Source organism: Bacillus cereus group sp. MYBKT111-2 (genome assembly GCF_051915205.1).
Lineage (GTDB): Bacteria > Bacillota > Bacilli > Bacillales > Bacillaceae_G > Bacillus_A > Bacillus_A paranthracis.
In genome coordinates this window covers 409,373-432,467 of record NZ_JBQAEG010000003.1, presented here as the reverse complement: position 1 = coordinate 432,467, position 23,095 = coordinate 409,373, and the positions used below count along the sequence as shown (strand labels likewise).

Sequence of the window (23,095 nt, the reverse complement as noted above, 5' to 3'; positions counted from 1 at the left end):
CCCTCTCATATGTGCGGAATTTTGTTGGACAACGTACATAGTATAGTTTGTCTACATTTTATAGTATAGAGCACTTTTTACTATAATTGAAATGAGATGATTGTGTGCCTTTTATAAATCGTTTTACGACAACAGTACCTGGTGCTGTCACGTTTACGGGGAATACGTTAGGGCTTAGCCCTACATCGCCTGCGCCAGGCAATATTTTTGGTACACTTGCTGTGTTTACGACAGTAAATACAGCGCTGCAAGTACCAGGATTCCCAGCGGGTACAACGGATGACTGGCGATTGAATTCTTCTAGTGCAATTTTAAATCTTCCAGCGGGAAGCAGTGTGTTATATGCAGAATTAGTTTGGGCTGGTACTTTCCGGACTGATACGGAAGATGTTTTACCATTTTTAAATGATAACATTACATTTACAACGCCAGCAGGGACGTTTTCTGTTACGCCAGATCCTGCTACCGCGCAGCAAGGTTCAGTAGGAAACCAGTTTTATTATGCTCGCTCTGCCAATGTAACGAATCTTGTTAGCGCAGGTGGGGGAGGCACATATACAACGGGTGCTGTGCCAGCTACAAGAACTTCAGCTGACCCAACAATTAGCCGTTCAGCGGGCTGGACGCTTGAGGTTGTGTATCAAAATGCAAGTTTACCACTTCGAAATTTGTCAGTATATGCAGGTCAAGAAATTATTGATGCTTCATCACCACCAGTTGATGCTACTATTTCCGGATTTGCTACGCCAGCTACAGGAGCTGTAACAGGAAGGGTACTTGTAACTGCTCAAGAAGGTGATTCTAACATTTCTGGAGATCAACTTCGCTTTGGACCGAATGCGAGTGCTACAGTTGCATTATTCGGGCCGAGAAACCCTGCAAATAATTTCTTCCAGTCTCAAATTTGTAATGACAGCGGAAATTTAGATACGAGCGGTACATTTGGAGATTTAAATCAGCCGTTAGGGGTAGCTTTGGCTGTCCGAAGACAGGGGTGGGATATTACGAATGTAGATGCCTCCGCATCTTTAGTAAACAATCAAACGTCAGCAACTGTTCGATTTGTTACAAATGGAGATGGATACGCTGCAGCTGGTTTTGGTGTTCAAATTGATGCAACAGGTCCAATTATTAATCCTGTTAAATCGGTCAATAGAACAGTCGCAGGGGTAGGGGATACTCTCACTTATACGATTACGGTCCCAAATACAGGAACAGGAAGTGCAGAAAACGTTGTATTACGTGATAGTATTCCGAGCGGAACGACGTTTGTTGCAGGTAGTGTAACGATAGGGGGAGTAACGCAGCCGAATGCAAACCCTGCTACTGGAATTAATTTAGGTACAATCCCAAATAATACGCAAAGAATTGTTACCTTTCAAGTGCGAATAACATCGTTTCCGAACCCCAATCCTATTCCAAATCGTGCAATGGTATCATATCAATTCCGTCCTTTCGTCGGTAGTCCACTTATTACTAGTATGTCTTCTTCGAATACAGTACAAACGACAGTGAATCAAGCAACTATAAGTATGCAAAAATCTGTAGATCTACAGACGGCAACGCTTAATGATGTATTAACGTACACGGTTAATGTGACGAATAATGGAAACGTTACTGCAAACAATGTTATTTTTGTTGATAGTATTCCTGCAGGAACAACATTTGTAGCAAACAGCGTTACGGTAAACGGAGTAGCACGTCCAGGAGCGAATCCAGCAAGTAGTATTAATCTAGGCAGTATTAATGCTTCGCAAACGACCGTAGTGCGCTTTCAAGTTCGAGTAACATCGAACCCTCTTGTCAATCCAATTCCGAACCGTGCAAGTGCAACATTTACCTTTACTCCAGTGCCTGGTCAACAACCAGTTTCAGGGCAAGCGACAAGTAATACTGTAGTTACGACAATTAATATAGCTGATATAACAACGAGAAAAACAGTGGATAAAGCTTTTGCAACGGTTAACGACGTTCTTACGTACACGGTAACAATTCAAAATACAGGAAATGTACTTGCAACGAACGTTATTTTTCAAGATCCAATCCCAATTGGAACGACATTTATCGCAAATAGTGTGACTGTGGATGGGATTTCACAACCTGGAGCAAATCCAGCGACTGGGTTTACAGTAGCTAATATATCTCCCGGCGGAAGTAGGACTGTTACATTTCAAGTACGAGTTACATCGACGCCATCAGGAGGCACGATTGCGAATCGCGGAAATGTAACTGCTAATTTCGTCGTTATTCCAAATCAGCCACCAATAACGATTAATAGACAAACGAATACAGTTGTGACACAAGTTAATACAGGCGGTTTAAATGTAATAAAAGAAGTGAATACAACGCAAGCCGCAGTAGGGGACACTTTAACGTACACAATTGCCGTTCAAAATACAGGAAACGTTTCGTTAACAAATGTATTTTTCCAAGACGCTATTTCTTCCGCTGTTTCATTTGTTGCAAATTCTGTAACAATTAATGGAGTACCACAAAGTGGATTGAATCCGAATACAGGATTTTCTCTTCCTAATATCCCTGCGGCTCAAACAGTCGTAGTTACATTTGATGTAGTAATTGTACAGGATCCAGAAAATGAAGATATTTTAAATCAAGCAAATGTAACAGCAAGTTTTCAAGTGAATCCGAGTGAACCACCCGTAACAATCAATGTTCCGAGTAACATTGTGAATACAACTGTACAATCAGGTAACTTTGAAGTTGTGAAATCAGTGAATACAGATGTTGCAACTGTAGGGGATGTTTTAGTATATACAATTGAAATCATAAATGCAGGTAGTGTGCCAGCTACGAATGTATTTTTCCAAGATTCAATTCCACAAGGGACATTATTTATTGAAAACAGTGTATTGGTTAATGGTATTTTACAAGAAGGTGCAGATCCAGAACTTGGATTCCCGTTAAATGATTTGCCTACTGGCGCGAATGTAATTGTTTCATTTGAAGTGTTAATTGATGAAATTCCTCAAGGAAACAATGTTGTAAATAATGCGAATGTAACTGGAGATTTCCTTGTAAATCCAACAGAGCCACCGATTACTGTAACAGAACCAAGTAATACTGTTATGACAGTCGTGAATTCTTCAGGGTTAAATGTAATGAAAAGTGTAAGTGCTACTGAAGCCGGTGTAGGAGATACGTTAACGTATACAGTTCGTATACAAAATAGTGGAACAGTAGTAGCGACAAATGTATCATTCCTTGATCCGATTCCAGTTGGAACTACTTTTGTAGCGAATAGTGTAACAATAAATGGGACACCTCAACCAGGTTTGAACCCGACAACTGGATTTCCACTTGCTAATATTCCAGTAGGAGGGATGGTAACAGTTACTTTCCAAGTAACAATCACGAGTGTACCACCAAATAGAGTTCTTCCGAATAATGCGAATGTAACTGCTGATTTCCAAGTAAGTCCTCTCCAGCCACCAATTACAATTGTAACGATTAGTAATACTGTTGTGACGCGAGTGAATGTAGGATCACTTAATATAATGAAGAGTGTAAATACACCACAAGCAGGAGTAGGGGATACGTTAACGTATACGATTCTTATTCAAAATACAGGAACTGTTCCTGCAACGAATATTATTTTTCAAGATCCAATTCCGTCCGGTACTGCGTTTGTAGCAAATAGTGTGACGATAAATGGAGTCGTTCAGCAAGGCGCGAATCCTATGGCAGGTTTCCCAGTACCAAATATTCCGGTCGGGCAAACGGCTACGATTACGTTTCAAGTTACAGTGACGAGTGTTCCGAGCGGTGGAAATGTTAGAAACCAATCGAACGTTACTGCCAGTTTTCTTATAAATCCAGCAAATCCTCCAATAACGACTGTTACAAATAGTAATTTTGTGGTGACGCAAGTAAACACAGCACAGTTAAATATACAAAAATCTTCTTCTGTACAACAAGCAGCACTTGGAGAAATTTACACGTATTCTGTTGTCATTCGAAATAACGGTACAGTAACAGCAACGAATGTCTCTTTCCTTGATCCAATTGCTCCAGAAACAACATTTGTAGCAAATAGTGTAACGATAAATGGAACGCAACAACCAGGATTTGACCCAAATGTTGGTTTTCCGCTTCCTAATATTGCAGCTGGAACATCAGTGAAAGTAACGTTCCAAGTTACGGTAGTTGCACCGTCTACACGTGGAGCAGTATTAAATACAGCATCTGCTACAGCCACTTTCTTATTAAATCCTTTACAGCCACCTGTAACAACAACGAACTTAAGTAATACAACGGTAGTTACAATACCATTACCTCCTCCTGGTGAAGTAACAGCAACAAAAACAGTTGACGTTGCAACTGGAGCGGTTGGAGATGTATTAACGTATACCGTGCTCATTTCAAACGTAGGAATTATACCAGTTACAGATGTGTTCTTCCAAGATGTCATACCAGAAGGAACAACGTTTGTAGAAGGTAGTGTAACGATAGGTGGAGTGCAGCAAATTGGTGTAAATCCAGAAATAGGATTTACAGTTACGCCATTATTAATCGCTGGTGGAAGTATTGAGGTCACGTTCCAAGTGACCATTACGGAAATTCCAGATAATGAAGTCATCTTAAATGATGCAGATGTTACATTTACTTCACAACCAAATCCGCAGGAACCACCGATTACAGAAACGATATTAACGAATTTAGTCGTTACGACAATTAATATAGCGTCTATTTTTCCGTTAAAACTAGTAGATAAGGAAGTAGCCACTGTAGGAGAAATATTAACGTATGATGTATTGATATTTAATTTCGGAACAGTGCCAGCGACCAATGTTCAATTTATCGATACGACTTCTGCTGGTGTAGCATTTGTACCAGGAAGTGTGAGCATCAACGGGGTGTCTGCACCAGGATTAGATCCTTTCATCGGTTTTACAGTTCCAGATATACCTGTAGATGTAGATAATTTTGCACGTGTCACCTATCAAGAGATGGTAACGAGCATACCAGAAGGTGGTACAATTGTTAACTTTGTAGACGTTACAGCTACATTCGCTGTAAGTGAAACAGAACCACCGATTACGGAGACGACGACAAGTAATACGACATTAACAGAAATCAATGAGCCTGGTTTGAATGTTTTAAAATCAGTAAGTCAGCCGGTTGTTGCAGTAGGCGATACAATCACATATACAACAGTAGTTCAAAATACAGGGACAGTGCCAGCAACGAATATTCAATATAGTGATGTACTACCTTCCTCTATAGCATTCGTGCCGAACAGTGTAACGATAGACGGTGTGTTACAACCTGGATTCAATCCGAATAATGGATTCCCGCTTCCAGATATAAATCCAGGTGAAAGTGTAGAAGTCACATTCCAAGTAACTGTTGTTAGTGTTCCGTCAAACGGAACAATTGCCAATACGGCAAATGTAACTGGAAGTTTTGTATTAGTACCAGGAGAACCACCAGTTATAGTAAATCAGCCAAGTAATACAACACTCACAACTGTAAATAGAGGACGCTTTAATGTTATTAAACAAGTAAATAGAGCTGCTACTCTAGTTGGAGATGTATTGACGTATACAGTGCAAATAACGAATACAGGAACAGTAACAGCTAATGATGTTCAGTTTATTGATACCATTTCAGCAGGAGCGTCATTTGTACCAAATAGTGTAACGATAAATGGAGCCCCGCAACCAAACTTAAATCCGATTACTGGATTTGGAGTTGGAGATATACCAGTTGGTGAAACGGTTATAGTGACGTTTCAAGCGACAGTTACAAACATCCCGTCATCAGGAACAATTACGAACGTTGCAAATATAACAGGAAGCTTTACTTTAGTGCCAGGAGAACTACCAGTTGTAGTAACAGAGCCGAGTAATACGACGATAACAAGAGTGAATAGAGGACGATTTAGCGTTATAAAATCTGTAAATAAAGAAGCGACACGTTTAGGAGATACGTTAACGTATAGTGTGCAAGTTACAAATACGGGAACGGTAACAGCAACGAATGTTCAGTTTATCGATGTTCCGTCACCTAGTTTAGAATTCGTTCCTGGAAGTGTACAAATAAATGGGATTCCGCAAGTAGGATTAGATCCATTTGTAGGCTTTTCATTACCGGATCTTGCTGTAGGGGATAGCGTATTAATTACATTTGAAGTAAATGTAATCTCGGTTCCGTCTTCTAGTAGCATTATGAATACAGCGAGAGTAACGGGTGATTTCGAATTGATTCCAGGAGAACCTCCGTCTACAATTACAAATTCAAGTAATACGACGGTTACGCCGGTAAATAGAGGTAGCTTAGATATGCTAAAAGAAGTAGACCATTCAACTGTTGGCGTAGGAGAAACGGTAACGTATACGGTTCGTATATTAAATACTGGTACTGCTGATGCAATGAATGTTCAATTTATCGATGTGCTATCTCAGGAAGCTGATTTCGTTCCAAATAGTGTAACGATAAATGGGGTTCTGCAGCCGGGGGGAAATCCGCAAATTGGATTTACGATACCAGATATACCAGTTGGTGAGACGGCACTTGTAACATATAAAGCTACGATTACAAGTTTTCCGGATGGTGGAACAGTAGTAAACGTTGCTGGAGCGTTAGCAGAATATATTTTAGTACCAGGAGAGTCGCCAGTTACAGTGATAGACACGAGCAATACAGTTATTGTAACGGTAAATACTGCAATCTTATTTGTTGCAAAAGGAGCAAACTTTGAAGTAGCAATGGTAGGAGATGTTGTCACTTACGGAATTGCCGTTATAAATGACAGTACAGTTCCTGTGACGAATATTGTTTTAACAGATATCATTGATCCGAATACGTTATTTATAAATGGCACGGTAACGGTAAATGATGTACCTCTTCCATTTGCCAATCCGAATACTGGTATTCCGTTAGGTGATTTTCAGCCAAATGATGCAGCCATTATTAATTTCCAAGTTGTAATAACAGGAGGACAAATAAATAATTTAGTTACAAATACTGCTATAGCAAATGGGCTTGCAATTGTAAACCCGAATGAGCCGCCAGTATTAGTTGAAGGTGATAGCAATACAGTTGTTATCCCGTTTATTTCTCAAAATGTCTCAACGACAGTCGTAAAAACAGCAGATTTACAGGCAGTAACGATTGGAGATGTCATTACGTTTACGACAGTTATTACAAATACGGGTGATACTGTCATACAAAATATTCGTTTTCAAGATATGTTAGATAGTAGTGTTCGATTTGTCCTTGGAAGTGTAACGGTTGATAATACACTAGTACCAAATGTAAGCCCGGTATCAGGATTTCTTATAGGGAATTTAAATCCAGGTGAAGCACGAACAGTTTCGTTCCAAGTAGTAGTTCAGAGTGCCCCAAGTGGTTCGGGGAATTATATAAATCAAGCAAGTATTCGTTTCGAACATCAAGTAGGCACAGTGTTACCACCTGTTACACAAATAGTAGAAAGTAATATAGTTGTTATTCCATTTGTTCCAACGATAGAACAAATTTGCGAAACGAATCTTAATTGTTTAGGGAAAATTTCTTTTCAATGTTCTCCGTGTGATCACTTGCAAATAAAGAGAAAATAAATGCAGAAAGAGCATCCTGTAAGAGAAGGATGCTCTTTCTGTATGAATCAAGTAGATTCTTTTTCGGGTGAGCTGAAAAATTCATCAATTTTGTCGGAGAGTAGAAATGGAATAGCTCCTTTTATAACAGAAATGTCCCAGTCCCACCATGAGATATTTTCTAGTTTGTCAATTGTTTCTTGTGGGAAACGATATCGAACAAATTTTGCAGGATTACCAGCTACAATTGCATATGGCGGTACATCCTTTGTAACAACACTCTTTGCGCCAATAATGGCACCGTTACCAATCGTAACACCAGATAAAATGCAGGATTGATAACCAATCCATACATCATTGCCGACTACAATATCACCTTTTGAAGAGGGGTGACCAGTAATATGGGCTCCTTCGCTGAAAAGAGCGTTAAATGGATAAGTCGTTATCCAGTCCGCGCGATGTTCTCCGCCAAGTATGAAAACAACTTCTTCTCCTAATGAACAAAACTTACCTATTTTTAATTTCGTTTCATCATTCCAAGAAAAAATAGTTGGACCTACTTTACTATAAGTATAATCACCGATATCATACTTACTATATTCAGGTTTTTGATTTAAATATAACATGATTCTTCAACCTTCTTTCTCAATCAAGAAATAAGCGTGGAATATTATATGCAAGGTGTAGTAAGGTGACCAGTGTTAATAGGTAAAATAAATAAATGGGAGTGGAATGTATGAGATATGAAATGGGATTATATACTAAACCTTTTCAGTCAATTCAATCAGGAAAAAAAGTGTATGAAGTGCGCTTATACGATAAAAAGCGTCAACTCATAAAACAAGGCGATCATATTGTATTTACGAACCTTACGACAGCAGCAACGATGGTTGTAAAAGTAACGGAGATAAAACGATATAAAAACTTTCAAGCAATGTACGAACAAATTGATAAAAAATTATTGGATTGTGAAAATGATAGTTTAGAGGAAATGTTAGAAAGTACATACAAAATATATACGAAAGAACAAGAACAAAAGTGGGGAACAGTTGCGATCGGTATTGAGGTAATAAAATGACAAGAAATCGCGGCGCAGCTATCATTGTGCAGGAAGGGAAAATTGCTCTTATAAAACGTATCCGAGAAGATGAAACGTACTATGTTTTTCCAGGTGGAGGAATTGAAGAAGGAGAAACACCTGAAGAAGCAACAAAGCGAGAAATTTTTGAAGAATTAGGGGTACATATAAAAGTGGAGCATCTAATTGCAAAGGTGGAGTATAAGGGTACGGAGTATTATTTTAATGCCGATATTGTAGGTGGAGTTTTTGGAAGTGGTAAAGCTGAAGAATTCGAAATGAAAGATAGAGGGATTTATATTCCGTTATGGTTGCCGATATATGAGTTGGAAAAAGTGAATATAAAACCGTATGAAGTGGTTGAAAGTATATTAGAACATTATAAAATATAAGGTCTGACAACATACAAAAAAAACCATTGACATAGTCTTCTGATTTAAGTATTGTATTCGAGTATGTTTATAATCAGGAGGTTTATATGAGCAATCAAACAACTACACATCATGTGAAAATGACAACAGCAGATCCATCTGGAATTGGTCTATTTGGATTAGCGATGGTAACACTTGTAGCATCATCTCAAAAGTTAGGCTTAACAGATGGCGTTTCACTAGTATTACCATGGGCAATCTTTTTAGGAGGATTTGCACAAATCTTTGCTTGCATTCACGATGCAAAGCATAACAATACATTCGGTACAACAGCATTCGGTGCATACGGTCTATTTTGGCTAGGTGTTGGAATGACTTGGTTAATTCAACTTGGAGTATTTGGCGAAAAATTAGCACAAGCTGCAGATTCAAAACAGCTTGGTGTAGCCTTTATCGGATATTTAATTTTCACAATCTTTATGACAATTGGTGCAATGGAAACACATAAAGTATTATTTATGATTTTCGTCCTTATTGATTTCTTATTTATCGGTCTTTCATTAAGTACTTTAGGTGTTATGCCGCATGCAATGCATAATTTAGCAGCATATTCTGAACTTCTTATTTCATTATTATCTTTCTATGGTTCAGCAGCAGCAGTGTTAAACACACACTTTGGTAAAGTTGTTTTACCAGTTGGAAAGCCGTTTGGTATTTTTAAAAAGTAATAAAAAGCACAGATGATTGTATAGTCATCTGTGCTTTTTTATATGGAATAAATAAAAATAAAAAATACAATTGAAATTGATTCTCATTATTAATATAATGAGAATGAGAATCATTTATTGTAAGAGGGGGATGCCAAAGTGGCAAAAATTTTAATAGCTTATGCAAGTATGTCAGGAAATACAGAGAGTATTGCTGATTTAATTAAAGTTAGTTTAGATGCTTTTGATCATGAAGTAGTATTGCAAGAAATGGAAGGCATGGATGCTGAAGAATTATTAGCTTATGATGGAATCATTTTAGGATCTTATACGTGGGGAGATGGGGAATTACCATTTGAAGCGGAAGATTTCCATGATGACTTAGAAAATATAGATTTATCAGGGAAGAAAGTAGCGGTATTCGGATCAGGTGATACGGCGTATGAACTATTTTGTGAAGCGGTAACGATATTTGAAGAAAGACTTGTAGAGCGCGGTGCAGAGCTTGTACAAGAAGGGTTGAAAATCGAACTAGCTCCAGAAGATGAAGAGGATGTTGAAAAATGCAATAATTTTGCAATTGCATTTGCTGAGAAGTTCTAAGAATGGGAGTGTCAACGTGGAGACAATGTTAAGTGCGACCGCTATTACAAAGTTAAGAGATGGAAAGCTTATGTTAGCTACTACATATAATGGTTTATTTATTGAACAAGACGGAGAATGGAAACAAATTTTAAATGGTTTTCAAAAACGAATTAGGGATTTACATAGCGAAGATAATGTAGTGTATGGTGTAGGTGACGAAGGAATTTTTATTCGTAGTATGAATGGTGGAGAGAATTGGACGGTTCAACGTTTTCCAACAAAGGCAACGAGTTGGAACGTGTGTAGTAATATAGAAGGAACTGTCATTGCTCATGGAGATAAAACGTTGTATCATTCGAATGATTTTGGTTCGACATGGGAAACCATTCATCCATTTCTTGAATATGGTGGCGGAGCACCATCTATTCGATCGTTGTTTTTATATAAACATTACTTATTTATCGGTACGAAAATACATGCTAAATATGGTGGTGTTTGGCTCTTTAATTTGGAGACACGTAAATTAAAGAGGATTAAAATCGTAATGAATCAGATGATTTCAGCGTTGACGTTACACAATTCTTATTTAGTAGCAGCCAGTGGGTCGTGCAAGGGGATTAGCGGTAATATTTCTTTTTGTAAAATAGATGAAAGTATAGAGAGTGAAAAAACATATTGGCACACATGTCAAAGTGAGCAAAAAGCAAGTAGCTATTTAGACTTAAGTGTAGATCAACATGTGCTATATACAACGTCAACGCAAAATAAGGCGGGGATTAGTACTGTTTGTCGTGTACTTCTAGAAGAAGGAATTGTTACAGTATGTGACTCAGTTAAAGGGCATGGTTGGCGCATCGTGAACGAAAAAGAAGGCTATGTTGTAGCTGGATCAGGTGAATCAAAAGCAATGCAATGGAAGAAAAAAGTTGTATAGTAAAAAAAACTTTGCTTTTATTATATTGATATGATATATTATATTTAAACCATTTTACTTTTAATAATATAGAGATTTAAATGAGCTGTAACTTCCGAGGAGGATAGCAATGTTAAATCTCCTCAGAGTTGCAGTTTTTTTAATGTCTGACTTATTTTTGTAAAGTGGTTGAAAATGAATATGTACATATAGGTACATTGTAGGAGGATTTTTTTCATGCAAAACGGTAAAGTAAAATGGTTTAACTCAGAAAAAGGTTTCGGATTCATCGAAGTTGAAGGCGGAGAAGACGTATTCGTACATTTCTCAGCTATCCAAGGCGAAGGCTTCAAAACTTTAGAAGAAGGTCAAGAAGTTACTTTCGAAGTAGAACAAGGTAACCGTGGACCTCAAGCTACAAACGTTAACAAGAAGTAATTGTGGAAAAAAGAAGGGCTTGCCCTTCTTTTTTTTTGTGTTTTAATTGAAGAACCTCCTATGTACATAGCATAATGAGATTGAATTTTCGTTTTTTAGATGAAGTATTACATGCATAAAGTGTATGAATAAATAAATACTGAAAATAAAGTATGTGTGTGAAAAGGAATGTAGAAAGAGGTAAATAAATTGGAAAACGCTACACATTTTATTGTGTTTGATATAGAGAGAAATTTTAGGCCATATAAATCAGAAGATCCGTCAGAGATAGTTGATATCGGAGCTGTAAAAATAGAAGCAAGTACAATGAAGATAATTGGAGAATTTTCGGAGTTAGTAAAACCCGGTGCACGACTTACTCGTCATACGACAAAATTAACGGGAATTACAAAGAAAGATTTAATGAATGTAGAGAAATTTCCGCAAATTATAGAGAGATTTATTCAGTTTATCGGAGAAGATTCTATATTTGTTACATGGGGAAAAGAAGATTATCGATTTCTATCTCATGATTGTACGTTACATGCTGTAGAATGCCCTTGTATGGAAAAAGAAAGAAGAATTGATTTACAAAAATTTGTTTTTCAAGCGTATGAAGAATTGTTTGAGCATACACCAAGTTTACAATCTGCAGTAGAACAGCTCGGTTTAATATGGGAAGGGAAGCAGCACCGTGCTTTAGCGGATGCTGAGAATACAGCGAACATACTTCTTAAAGCATATAGTGAGAGAGATATTACTAAAAGATATAAAAGACATGGTGAACTCGAGCTTGTAAAGGACGGAAAACTAACAGAAAAAGCGAAAAAAAAGATGCGAAAATGGGTATTTAAAGAAATGAGAAAAAATACTGAGCGTCCTTTCGTTTGGAGTACATTTGAAAGTAGTGACACGTGGGAAAGTATAACGGAAAGATATTATATAAGTGAACCAACAATAGAACTTCTGAAAAAACATTTTCGTACGGCGGTTCGAAAAGCGGAAAGGCAGATTAGGTATTTGGCTGAGATGGAGAAAGTAGTAGAAGAAAGCTAGCAGTGTAATCTATTTTATTCATATGTACAACTAGACTTCAGGATTAAGTTGCTGAAGTTTAGTTGGAAAATTCACGGCTTGTCCTATATTAGTAATGGAATATTTTATTGTTTTTAGTATGAATGTACATAGAAAAGAGTGTAGTTTAATGGAAGCAATCTTTAACATTTTAACCGTTTTAGCTTTTGGGATAATATTTACCGCACTATTAGCGTTTATTACACTTCCTTTCATAGCACAGAAGAAGAATTGGAAAAGGCTTAATATATCTTTAAGTCGTGGTGTGTTAAAGATTAAAATAGAAGAGTAAGATAAGAGTTTTAGACAAGGTGGGTGTGATAGTGATAGACTTAGATATTAAAGACGTCAACGTACAGATGGAATTAAACGGAGTCTTTTGGAATGAGGATGGGATTGCTGAAATGACGGTGACTACAAAAGAAGAGCATTCTTTTCTTCTTCGTTTAGTAGTTGATTTAGAAAGTAAAACGATTAGGGCGACGGGTATTGAAATAGTGAATGGATTCTGTCCGCTATGCAAACAGAAAAGGAACGAATGTAGTGAATTGAATGACTTGCAAAACAAAATGGATATTTTAGAAGAAGCTTACGATTGGGTGAGAGAGCATCCAAAATATCGTTTTCAATTATCTTTTTACGAGTACAATAAATTTGAGGTAGTAAAGTGAAAATTTCATTTTACCAATATACATAGTGACTACTCTAATCGAAATACACTTGTACAACAAAAAACAAATCTACTGAATCCTGTGACAAATGTCCTCTTGGATCAAAAATAAGCATATTTTATTATAAAGCAGAAAAACCGATTCTTAGTAGAATCGGTTTTTTACATAACTTTCAAATATGTCACAAATAAAAGATCGTTTGTTAATAGTGCTCTGTAAAAATAGGGATATAGAATGGTTTATTCAATCCCGTTCGGATCATAAGAATACTGCTGCTTATTCTCAATCCGTTCAATCACATCTTGCAATTCATCCGGCTTCAGAAATTCAATAGGAGAGAAGCCCTTCTCAAATGTAAGTGTATCAGCCTCAATCATTAATACGTATCGGTCATTTACCTTTGCGATATGTATTTGATCCCCGAAATCAGCAAGTAGGGCTTTCACAGAGATATGATCCGCTTTTAGCTTCAATTCCACTTCAGGCGCATGCTCGACGATTTGAGCGGTAGCTTCCATTACTTCTTCGGTTGAAAATTGTTCCATAATTTCGCGTTTCGGACTGGCAGCCCATACTTCCATTGCTTGGTCGAACTGTTCGCGCTCTTCCGTACCTTCTTCAAATACATCTTCAATTTGGTCGTATACCATGTCCATTACTTGTGTTTTCATAATTTCAGGCATAGAGCGTTCGTATTCGACGAATTTTAAGAAGTCTTCAAAGTAACGGGCGTGTGATGCTTGGTGAATCTTTAGCTCGCCCACTTCGACCATACCTTCTTCGGGCATGTACGGATATTGGATAGATTTCATATTTTTTGTTGTGATGGCCATTTCAACGTTACGAATTAGTGTGGATTCATCGGAAATGGAAGCGACTTTCGGCTCGAAGTCACATTTCATAACGAAAACGAATGGATCATCAAAGTATTTGCGTAGTTTAGCTTGCGCAATTAAAAATACACCACCGCGTACAGCACTTGTGTCAAGATATGTATAAACGAGAGGTTCGCTCATATCTTTGAAGTTTTCCTTCGTTTCTGCAAAGCGGATGCGATTAAATAAGTTGTAATGAGGATTTGAATCAAGTTCGTGCCCTTCTTCTACAATAAAGCGACCGATCTTTGTCGGAGCTTGTTCTGTTTTCGCATGACGTTCTACTTTTCTCTTTGAAATTTTTAATAATTCTCCATTTAAAAATTCTTTTAAGGAGCTATCTTCATACTCTTCAGCGTCTAATGTTTGAAAATGTTTGTAGCGTTTATCAACAGCTTCACCTTTTCCTTCTACTTGTACAACATAAAAGGAAAGATAATTTATTTCAAAATCCATATTTATCACCTTGTTTCATTTCATTAACTCTTATCAGTATAGAGATGGAAAAAACTTTCGTCAATTTATATAAGGAAGGGGAAGCCCCCTTCCTTCATATATTTTTTATTTCCGAAATTAAAATCCGTCTTCTAATGCTGAAAATGGAATGTTCAGTCTGTTTTCTACTGTACGTAAACGTTGGTTTAAGCGGTTTAATCTACGTGTATGACGTTCAACCGTGTTTTCTAATTGACGTACTCTTTGTTCAAGCTCATTTACTCGTCTTTCTAATTGACGGTTTCCAGCACCAGGAAAAGAGATTGGAAGTTGGAATTGCCGAGTTTGATCATATGGATTAACTTGTTCTACTGGATCTATATATTGTTGGTATTGTGCTTGTAAATCATATTGAGGTTGATAACCAGTTTGGTTATATGGATCGTATGGATTGTAGGGGTACATAAAAACATCCTCCATTTCTTTAAAATAGGTTAATTCACCATAATGTATGTGTAAAAGCGGAGTGTGGCACGGCAAATACCTATTTATGTTCACAGGATGTTTTTTATAAATACGAATATGGAGTTTTACATTTGTATTTCGTTCGTTTTATGGTATATACTGGATAATAGGGAGAGGTTACGTAAAGGTTACAATTTTATCAAACTCAAACTTTTATGTAAATATATATAGACATTTGGAAAAGAAAAGAGTAATTTATATAGAGTAAAAAATAACTTGTAACAATTTATAAATATATTGTAAAATGATTGTAACAAAACATACATAAAAATGAAATAATACATAAAAGTAGTATTGGGGAAAAGGGGAGAGTATATTGTTCCGTAAAGTAAAGGGTATATTAGTTGGGGTTTTATGTGTAGCTGTAGTGAGTGGCTGTGGTACAAAAGTAAGTGATGTTGCATTAGTAAGTGATATTGGTGGCCACACGGTAGAGGCTAAAGCAGAAGTACAGGATTCTATTAGTTTAGTAGATGGGCGTACAGGTACGGAAGTAAAAAAGTTAGATTTGTCGAGTCTAGGTTATTTTGAAGATGAAGCGAAATTTAAAAAATCAGTTGAGAAGGTTGCTAGGGAAGTTGGAAAAAATGTTGACAAAAAGATGGTCCCTTCACGTCTAGGATCTGATGGAAGTTGGCAAGAAGGGAAACCTTCTTATGAATTAATGGAAAAAGAATTAGTAGATAAATTATTAAACGTAGGCATGTGGGATTCTTCCTATCAATTACCTATTGTTGAGAAAAAACCTACCGCTACATTAAGTGATGCGCAAGGAAGTGGTACGGTAATTGGTAGATATGAAACGAATTTAGGTGGCTCAACAGGTGGCCGTATTGAAAATATTCGTTTGTCAGCAGCGAGCATAAATGGAGTTGTATTAGCAAAAGGAGACCGTTTCTCTTTCAATGCATTAATTGGTGATACAACGCCAGATAAAGGATATCAATTAGGAAAAGAAATTGTAGATGGTAAATTAGTAGATGGATATGGCGGTGGTGTTTGTCAAACATCATCAACATTATACAATGCAGCAGATCAAGCTGGTTTGAAAATGGTAGAGAGAACAACACATTCTAAAACGGTAGGTTACGTTCCACAAGGAAGAGATGCTACAATTGCATATCCATACTTAGACTTAGTGTTTGAAAACACGAACGACGCACCTGTGAAACTTTATATGGGCATTCAGGGCGGAAAGTTAGTTGCTGAAGTACATAAAATGCGATAAGAATTATAAAGTCACCTTTTCTAAAAGCTAGAAGAGGTGGCTTTTTTATTACGAAAATAAAAATGTGTATAAATTCTGACTTTTCATATTTACATAGGGTGATTTTAGTTGTATCCTTCATAGTAACGGTTATATGAAATAGAAATATATCGGGATAAGGAGATGAAGTTATTCATGGTACAAATTCATCCGAAAACACGTATTGGTCATGTTGAATTTAAGGTGATAGATTTAGAACGTCAAATTGCCTTTTATGAGAATGTTGTAGGCTTAGAAGTAATTAAGCAAGAGGGGAATAAAGCATATTTATCTGGAAAAGGTGGAAAGAATACATTACTTGTTCTTGAAAAGTTAGAGGACGGGGTACTGCAAGAGCCGCGTACGACTGGTATATATCATGTAGCCTTTTTAGTTCCGACTCGTGAGGCATTTGCGTCGGCATTATTTGGTGTGATTCGTAATAAGAATGTAATTGATAGTCCGACTGAGCAAGAGGGGCGTTATACATATTCAAATGAAATTTTACCAATTTCAAGGTTTAATAGTGCGAGTGATCATACGTATAGCGAAGCGTTTTATTTACAAGACTTAGAGGGAAATGGTATTGAAATATATGCGGATCGTCCGCGTGATCAATGGGGAGAAGGGCCAGGAGGAAGTACCCCGCTGGATTTAAAAGAACTAGCAACGCTTGTTGATTATGAGTTCGATGGATTACCTGCTAATACTGTCGTTGGACATGTACATTTACGAATAGCTAATGTAGAAGAGTCACATGACTTTTATGTAGATACAGTAGGCTTTGAAGTGCAGCAACGTGAAGATGACTGCTTATTCATTTCTGCAGGAGGATATCATCACCATATAGGCGCAAATACGTGGAACGGAGTAAATAACCCGCATTCACCAGCACATGCAACTGGACTTAAGGTATATACGATTGTATTACCGCATAAAGAAGCGTTAGATGAAGTGAAAGAAAGATTAATAGAAAAACAACATGGAATAAATGAGATTTTAACTGGATTTACTGTAGTAGACCCGAGTGGTATTACAGTACAGTTTGAAATAGAAACAGCATAAAAGAAGTCGGAAGGTGTATAATTACCTTCCGGCTTCTTTTTGATACGTAATCCAGGTAGCACAAGGATTGAAAGGAACGGATTTTAATATCTCCATTGCATATATACTTGTTGAATCGAATTCACCTTGAATGAAGGAATAACCGTGTTTACTTGCATACATAGCTTGTTTGAAAACGAGCAATTTCAGTAAAGATATATCGTCTATAGTGTGAGTCCCACACCATCCTAGTTCTACCGTATTATCCTTTTCTGATGTATGGAGGAAAGAGTATGCCATAATTTGATGCTCTTCATCTATAATGAGAAAGCTCCCATCTAGTAGTACGTCATCAGCTAAAATCATCTCTTGCCAAGTTTGTAGTGGGAATGAGGCAACGGGATTTGCTAGGTGGGTTTGCTCATAATTTTCTTTTACTAAGCAGGCTAGTTTTTCTAATAAATTATTATTTGATACGATGTTCGATAAAGTTTGTCCATGATAATTTGAATTAGGGACTATATCGATAGAAACTATTTTTTGTAAGTCTAATATCGGCATATATGTTCTTCGAATTTCCGTAAAATTATGTTCTTCAAAAAACGTTTTTAAATGAGCTGATGTTTCCCATATAGAGGTTTGTAATGGGAGTTTAAAGTTTTCTCGCTTTTCAATCTCGTTTAATAAAAATTCTTCAATGTGTAGCTCTGCATAGAAAGGATTCGCATATATTCGAAAGTATGTGCAGTATGGATGGAAGTTACTGCCCCAGGTGAAAAAGATGCCTACTACATCTTTTTTATAGTAGGCAACATACGCACATTTTGTTTTATTATATCGTAATAAGTGAAATACGTACGATTCTTCATTGTATAAATCAATAAGTTGTTTTACTTTTAATTCATTACTTTTATTATAACTCTCTATAACAAGATTATGTTCATTGGATGACTTCTTCATAGCTCAATCCAAAAACGCCTTACTACATTTCCATCTTCCTCAGTGAAATCATCATCACGAAGCCCGCCGTTATGTAAAATTGTTTTTTCTGAAGCAGTATTTACTTCATCGCAAACGACAAGTGCTTTCGTGATGTTTAATTGCTTCGCTTTTTCCAGTGATAATGCTAGTAATTTCGTAGCATAACCTTTTCTTCTTTCAGAAGGGCGAATGCCATAACCGATATGACCGCCAGCGTTAAATAAATGTTCGGTTAAACTATGACGTATATTAACAGCTCCTACGATCCTATTATGATCTGTAACGAGCCAATACGTAGAATCTGGTACCCAAGAGTCAGGAAGATTTATTCCATTATGTGCATCGAGTAATTCTTGTACCATAGCGGGGAAGTTAGAAGGATCCTTTGTAATAACCCACGGAATCATCGTTTCACCGCTATCTTTCCATTCGTTATAAAAATCTAAGTATTCTTCTTGTAAATCGGTAGTAGGTGTAAGTAAAGAGACGTTCATTGTTAATAAGCTCCTTTATTTATGTAGTATGTATAAAAAAATTACGACACAAAACGAAAGCGTTTTCTTAATTTTCTCAACCTCATTTCATGTTATCCACCTTTGTTTTTCAAGAAAATGATTGGATGTTTAAAATTAGAAGTTATTTATTTTATGTTAATATTTAAAATGTTAACATAAAATGGCCTAGGTATTAAGTGTATTTTAGTAAAATTCCTTCATATTGATACATGGATGTGTGTGATAATTTTTATTTTATCTATCTATAATGAATGAAAGGGGGAAGGGCTCGTGAGTGTAAATATTGATTTCATTATACGAATCGGTGTTGCTGGTTTGTTAGGAGCAATAATCGGTATTGAAAGGGAAATTCGATCAAAAGAAGCGGGCTTAAAAACACATTTCCTAGTAGCGGTAGGAAGTGCTTTAATAATGGTCGTTTCGAAATATGCTTTTTCAGATATTATGAATGAAGATCATATGGCACTAGATCCGAGTCGTATTGCAGCGCAAGTTGTTAGTGGAGTAGGTTTTTTAGGTGCAGGTACAATTATTATTCAAAAGCAGGCGGTGAAAGGATTAACGACAGCAGCTGGTTTATGGGCTACAGCAGGAATTGGATTAGCAATTGGTGCTGGTATGTATGTAGTAGGAATTGGAGCGACGATTCTCGTTTTAATTGGTTTAGAGATTGTAAGTCGTATTTTTAAGGTGCAATTTTTATTTCCGCAAAATATAATGGTGCAAATGTGTATAAATAAACGTGAAGCAGTACAACAAATATTAGAAACACTTCATATGAAAGGCATTCCAATACTTTCATATGAAGTGGAAGCTTCACAGCAAGGGATAGAAATTGTTTATAAGGTAGGGATGCAACTGAAAAATATATCGTCAGAAGAAAAGAATGAGTTTATTCAGCATATGCAAACATTACCAGAAGTTACATTCATAAAGTTAAAATCATAGTTTTGAAAACGAGGATAGATGTAGCGGGAATTTCGCTATGATCTATCTTTTTTTGATATAAAACGCACATAAAGTCAAGTGTTAATTTTGTATGGTATGGATACACGTGTGAACGTTACCTTATTTTTTCTCAATACAGTATAAAAAGTAAAAATAGTAAAATAATGGTGCGGTACACTAAAAAATGTAAGGTAGGGGAGAGCATGAAAGGCTATTCAAAAAAAGTGTTAGTAGGGGTAAGTTTTGCTAGTTTCATGTTAGGGAGTTTTCAAGGGGACGCATTGGCAGAAGGTACAAAGGGAGAGCAAGTTTCCTATCGGAATGTGCTCAAAATGGAGCCGATTGGTTTACAATTACCAGTGCAAGAATTAGCTCATTCATCAAAAGTGTTGGAAAATAAGTCTTTTGAGAAAAGGCTACAATTTGCTGATTTGTCACAAAGACCGCCTGAAGTGAAAAAGGAAAGTAAGCAATTAGCTGTAGCGAAAACGTATACAATTGCTGAATTAAATCAATTGAGCAATCAGCAGTTAGTGGACTTACTTGTAACAATTGATTGGGAGCAAATTACTGGGCTATTTCAGTTTAATAAGGATAGTCTTGCATTCTATCAAAATGATAGTAGAATGCAGGCAATTATTGATAAATTGAACCAGCAAGGACAAGCTTATACGAAAGATGATTCAAAAGGGATTGAGACTTTAGTAGAGGTGTTACGATCTGGTTTTTATTTAGGATTTTATCATACAGAATTAAGTAAACTAAATGAGCGAAGCTATCATGATAAATGCTTACCTGCACTAAAAACGATTGCGAATAACCCGAATTTTAAACTCGGTACATTAGAACAAAATAGAGTTGTCTCATCATATGGAAAATTAATTGGAAATGCTTCAAGTGATGTGGAAACGATCACATCAGCTGCAAAGATTTTTAAACAATATAATGATAATTTTTCTACATTGGTAGATAATCTTTCAGCTGGAAATGCGATTTACGATATTATGCAAGGTGTTGATTACGATATTCAATCGTATTTGTACGATACGAGAAAAGCACCGAAAGATACAATATGGTATCAAAAAATTGATAGCTATATTAATGAATTAAGTCGTTCTGCCTTAATTGGAACGGTGACAGCGAAAAATGGTTGGTTAATTAATAATGGTATTTATTATACAGGTAGACTTGGTACGTTCCATAGTACAGAAACGAAAGGATTACAAGTTGTAACAGATGCCATGAAAATCTATCCGTATTTAGGTGAGCAATATTTCGTAGCTGCTGAGCAAATTGCGACGAATTATGGCGGGAAAGATGCGAATGGTAAAGTGGTTGATCTAGATCAAATAAGAGAAGATGGTAAGAAAAAATATTTACCGAAAACGTATACGTTCGATGATGGAGCAATTGTGTTAAAAGCTGGAGATAAGGTGACTGAGGAAAAAGTAAAACGTCTATATTGGGCGGCAAAAGAAGTGAAGGCACAATTCCATCGTACGGTTGAAAGTGACCAGCCGTTAGAAAAAGGCAATCCTGATGATGTATTAACGATGGTTATTTATAATAGCCCAGCTGAATATCAATTTAACCGTCAATTATACGGGTATGAAACGAATAACGGCGGTCTTTATATAGAAGGAACAGGTACGTTCTTTACTTATGAACGTACGCCAGAAGAAAGCATTTATAGTTTGGAAGAATTGTTCCGACATGAGTTCACGCATTATTTACAAGGTAGATATGAAGTGCCAGGACTTTGGGGACAAGGGAAGATGTATGAGAATGAGAGATTATCTTGGTTTGAAGAAGGAAATGCGGAGTTTTTTGCAGGTGCAACGAGAACAGATAATGTTGTACCGAGAAAGAGTATTATAGGAGGCATATCTTCAAATCCAGCAGAACGTTATACAGCAGAGAGAACGTTAAATGCAAAGTATGGGACGTGGGATTTCTATAATTATTCCTTTGCTTTACAATCGTACATGTACAATAAGGGATATGATATGTTTGACAAAATTCATGATCTTATTAGGAAAAATGATGTAACAGCATATGATGCATACCGCTCTGCTTTAAGTAAAGATGCGAATTTAAATAAAGAGTATCAAGACTATATGCAAATGTTAGTAGATAACCGTGAGAAATATAATGTTCCATTAGTATCAGATGATTATTTAGCGACGCACGCACCGAAACCAGTTTCAGATATTGCAGCAGAAATTACAGCAGAAGCAAAATTAAGTAATGTATCAGTTAAGAAAAACAAATCACAGTTCTTTCATACATTTACACTACAAGGAACATATACAGGTACGACTGCAAAAGGAGAATATGAAGACTGGAAATCAATTACACAAAACGTAAATGATACGTTAAAACGTTTAAGTGCAAAAGAATGGACAGGCTATAAAACAGTAACAGCGTACTTCGTGAATTATCGTGTGAATGCATCAGGACAATTTGAGTATGATGTTGTATTCCACGGTATTAATACAGAAGAAGGCGCTGTGAATAAAGTGCCAGTTGCGGTTATAAATGGGCCCTATAGTGGAAATGTAAATGAAGCAATTTCGTTTAAAAGCGATGGATCAAAAGATGAAGATGGGAAAATTACTTCGTATAAATGGGAGTTTGGTGATGGAGCAGTAAGTAATGAGCAAAATCCGACTCACGTGTATACAAAAGAAGGAACATATACAGCGAAATTAACAGTAACAGATGACAAAGGATTAACGAATACTGTTACAACGAATGTAACGGTTCAAAAGAAAGAAGATAATAGTGTAGAAAAAGAGCCGAATAACTCATTCCAGACAGCAAATAAACTGCAGCTAAATCAAATTTTACGTGCTAGTTTAGGAAACGGTGATACGAGTGATTACTTTGAAATAAATGTGGAAACGGCGAAAAACCTGCAAATTAATGTAACGAAGGAAAATAATATTGGAGTAAACTGGGTTCTTTATTCGGAAGCAGATTTAAATAATTATGTTACGTATGCCCAGCAAGAAGGAAATAAGTTAGTAGGAAGTTACTACACGTATCCAGGGAAATATTATTTACATGTGTATCAGTATGGCGGGGGAACAGGGAATTATACGGTAGAAGTGAAATAGTAAAAAGGTCGCCGTAAGTGGCGACCTTT

At 36.6% G+C, this 23,095-nt stretch carries 19 protein-coding genes; 14 read left to right on the top strand and 5 right to left on the bottom strand.

The features are described 5' to 3' along the window. The first annotated feature begins 104 nt into the window (after window positions 1-104). On the top strand, window positions 105-7,583 hold the full coding sequence (locus ACTFNE_RS10995; protein ID WP_270705008.1) for a DUF7507 domain-containing protein: 7,479 nt from the start codon (window positions 105-107) through the stop codon (window positions 7,581-7,583). A 47-nt stretch (window positions 7,584-7,630) separates the two neighbouring features. Here ACTFNE_RS10995 and ACTFNE_RS10990 read toward each other — a convergent pair whose 3' ends face one another. Then, window positions 7,631-8,188 carry a CatB-related O-acetyltransferase gene (locus ACTFNE_RS10990; protein ID WP_000966320.1) on the bottom strand — a complete coding sequence of 186 codons (558 nt, stop codon included), beginning with the start codon at window positions 8,186-8,188 and terminating at the stop codon, window positions 7,631-7,633. Window positions 8,189-8,298: 110 nt separating this feature from the next. Here ACTFNE_RS10990 and ACTFNE_RS10985 point away from each other — a divergent pair, with 110 nt between their 5' ends. From ACTFNE_RS10985 to ACTFNE_RS10945, 9 genes are all read left to right on the top strand, one after another. Next, entirely contained in the window at window positions 8,299-8,640 is a 342-nt protein-coding gene (locus ACTFNE_RS10985) for an ASCH domain-containing protein (protein WP_046198293.1), read from the top strand. Beyond that, window positions 8,637-9,032: an NUDIX hydrolase gene (locus tag ACTFNE_RS10980; protein WP_000197781.1), complete on the top strand. Its 396-nt coding sequence runs from the start codon at window positions 8,637-8,639 to the stop codon at window positions 9,030-9,032. The genes ACTFNE_RS10985 and ACTFNE_RS10980 overlap by 4 nt, the downstream gene beginning before the upstream one ends. Window positions 9,033-9,118: 86 nt before the next feature. After that, window positions 9,119-9,739 carry an acetate uptake transporter gene (locus ACTFNE_RS10975; protein WP_000070938.1) on the top strand — a complete coding sequence of 207 codons (621 nt, stop codon included), beginning with the start codon at window positions 9,119-9,121 and terminating at the stop codon, window positions 9,737-9,739. 138 nt (window positions 9,740-9,877) lie between these two features. Beyond that, window positions 9,878-10,321, top strand: a complete 444-nt coding sequence (locus ACTFNE_RS10970; RefSeq protein WP_046198294.1) for a flavodoxin — start codon at window positions 9,878-9,880, stop codon at window positions 10,319-10,321. A gap of 16 nt (window positions 10,322-10,337) precedes the next feature. Next, the gene (locus tag ACTFNE_RS10965) at window positions 10,338-11,237 is read left to right on the top strand and encodes a WD40/YVTN/BNR-like repeat-containing protein (protein ID WP_000449509.1); all 900 of its coding nucleotides are present in this window, start codon (window positions 10,338-10,340) and stop codon (window positions 11,235-11,237) included. Window positions 11,238-11,453: 216 nt separating this feature from the next. Beyond that, window positions 11,454-11,654 carry a cold shock-like protein CspB gene (gene cspB, locus ACTFNE_RS10960; RefSeq protein ID WP_001179150.1) on the top strand — a complete coding sequence of 67 codons (201 nt, stop codon included), beginning with the start codon at window positions 11,454-11,456 and terminating at the stop codon, window positions 11,652-11,654. A gap of 189 nt (window positions 11,655-11,843) precedes the next feature. Continuing rightward, window positions 11,844-12,689 (top strand): exonuclease, encoded by an 846-nt coding sequence (locus ACTFNE_RS10955; protein ID WP_046198295.1) that lies wholly within the window; start codon window positions 11,844-11,846, stop codon window positions 12,687-12,689. Window positions 12,690-12,807: 118 nt separating this feature from the next. Next, window positions 12,808-12,999: a hypothetical protein gene (locus ACTFNE_RS10950; protein WP_141108640.1), complete on the top strand. Its 192-nt coding sequence runs from the start codon at window positions 12,808-12,810 to the stop codon at window positions 12,997-12,999. A 31-nt stretch (window positions 13,000-13,030) separates the two neighbouring features. Further along, window positions 13,031-13,378, top strand: a complete 348-nt coding sequence (locus ACTFNE_RS10945) for a hypothetical protein (protein ID WP_046198296.1) — start codon at window positions 13,031-13,033, stop codon at window positions 13,376-13,378. 239 nt (window positions 13,379-13,617) lie between these two features. On the opposite strand, the gene ACTFNE_RS10940 is transcribed toward ACTFNE_RS10945, so the two are convergent. After that, the gene (locus ACTFNE_RS10940) at window positions 13,618-14,709 is read right to left on the bottom strand and encodes a DUF3900 domain-containing protein (RefSeq protein ID WP_000345047.1); all 1,092 of its coding nucleotides are present in this window, start codon (window positions 14,707-14,709) and stop codon (window positions 13,618-13,620) included. Window positions 14,710-14,826: 117 nt separating this feature from the next. Next, entirely contained in the window at window positions 14,827-15,168 is a 342-nt protein-coding gene (locus tag ACTFNE_RS10935) for a hypothetical protein (RefSeq protein WP_001997954.1), read from the bottom strand. A 361-nt stretch (window positions 15,169-15,529) separates the two neighbouring features. On the opposite strand from ACTFNE_RS10935, the gene ACTFNE_RS10930 reads away from it, so the two are divergent. After that, complete coding sequence (locus ACTFNE_RS10930) at window positions 15,530-16,441, top strand: VanW family protein (RefSeq protein ID WP_000488988.1); 912 nt, start codon at window positions 15,530-15,532, stop codon at window positions 16,439-16,441. A 174-nt stretch (window positions 16,442-16,615) separates the two neighbouring features. After that, entirely contained in the window at window positions 16,616-17,524 is a 909-nt protein-coding gene (locus tag ACTFNE_RS10925) for a VOC family protein (protein WP_046198297.1), read from the top strand. Window positions 17,525-17,545: 21 nt separating this feature from the next. On the opposite strand, the gene ACTFNE_RS10920 is transcribed toward ACTFNE_RS10925, so the two are convergent. Then, the gene (locus ACTFNE_RS10920) at window positions 17,546-18,463 is read right to left on the bottom strand and encodes a GNAT family acetyltransferase (protein ID WP_270705011.1); all 918 of its coding nucleotides are present in this window, start codon (window positions 18,461-18,463) and stop codon (window positions 17,546-17,548) included. Next, a complete protein-coding gene (locus ACTFNE_RS10915; RefSeq protein ID WP_270705012.1) occupies window positions 18,460-18,978 on the bottom strand; it encodes a GNAT family N-acetyltransferase in 519 nt (172 codons plus the stop codon). The genes ACTFNE_RS10920 and ACTFNE_RS10915 overlap by 4 nt, the downstream gene beginning before the upstream one ends. 291 nt (window positions 18,979-19,269) lie before the next feature. On the opposite strand from ACTFNE_RS10915, the gene ACTFNE_RS10910 reads away from it, so the two are divergent. Beyond that, a complete protein-coding gene (locus tag ACTFNE_RS10910; RefSeq protein WP_000115697.1) occupies window positions 19,270-19,947 on the top strand; it encodes an MgtC/SapB family protein in 678 nt (225 codons plus the stop codon). A 203-nt stretch (window positions 19,948-20,150) separates the two neighbouring features. Continuing rightward, the gene (gene colA, locus ACTFNE_RS10905; RefSeq protein ID WP_270705013.1) at window positions 20,151-23,066 is read left to right on the top strand and encodes a collagenase ColA; all 2,916 of its coding nucleotides are present in this window, start codon (window positions 20,151-20,153) and stop codon (window positions 23,064-23,066) included. Window positions 23,067-23,095: the final 29 nt, after the last annotated feature.

Excerpts from the sequence above, each read along its gene's own strand:
- ACTFNE_RS10990 (WP_000966320.1), bottom strand. The coding sequence starts at position 8,188 with ATGTTATATTTAAATCAAAAACCTGAATATAGTAAGTATGATATCGGT.
- ACTFNE_RS10985 (WP_046198293.1), top strand. The coding sequence starts at position 8,299 with ATGAGATATGAAATGGGATTATATACTAAACCTTTTCAGTCAATTCAA.
- ACTFNE_RS10980 (WP_000197781.1), top strand. The coding sequence starts at position 8,637 with ATGACAAGAAATCGCGGCGCAGCTATCATTGTGCAGGAAGGGAAAATT.
- ACTFNE_RS10975 (WP_000070938.1), top strand. The coding sequence starts at position 9,119 with ATGAGCAATCAAACAACTACACATCATGTGAAAATGACAACAGCAGAT.
- cspB (WP_001179150.1), top strand. The coding sequence starts at position 11,454 with ATGCAAAACGGTAAAGTAAAATGGTTTAACTCAGAAAAAGGTTTCGGA.
- ACTFNE_RS10950 (WP_141108640.1), top strand. The coding sequence starts at position 12,808 with ATGAATGTACATAGAAAAGAGTGTAGTTTAATGGAAGCAATCTTTAAC.
- ACTFNE_RS10940 (WP_000345047.1), bottom strand. The coding sequence starts at position 14,709 with ATGGATTTTGAAATAAATTATCTTTCCTTTTATGTTGTACAAGTAGAA.
- ACTFNE_RS10935 (WP_001997954.1), bottom strand. The coding sequence starts at position 15,168 with ATGGAGGATGTTTTTATGTACCCCTACAATCCATACGATCCATATAAC.
- ACTFNE_RS10925 (WP_046198297.1), top strand. The coding sequence starts at position 16,616 with ATGGTACAAATTCATCCGAAAACACGTATTGGTCATGTTGAATTTAAG.
- ACTFNE_RS10920 (WP_270705011.1), bottom strand. The coding sequence starts at position 18,463 with ATGAAGAAGTCATCCAATGAACATAATCTTGTTATAGAGAGTTATAAT.
- ACTFNE_RS10915 (WP_270705012.1), bottom strand. The coding sequence starts at position 18,978 with ATGAACGTCTCTTTACTTACACCTACTACCGATTTACAAGAAGAATAC.
- colA (WP_270705013.1), top strand. The coding sequence starts at position 20,151 with ATGAAAGGCTATTCAAAAAAAGTGTTAGTAGGGGTAAGTTTTGCTAGT.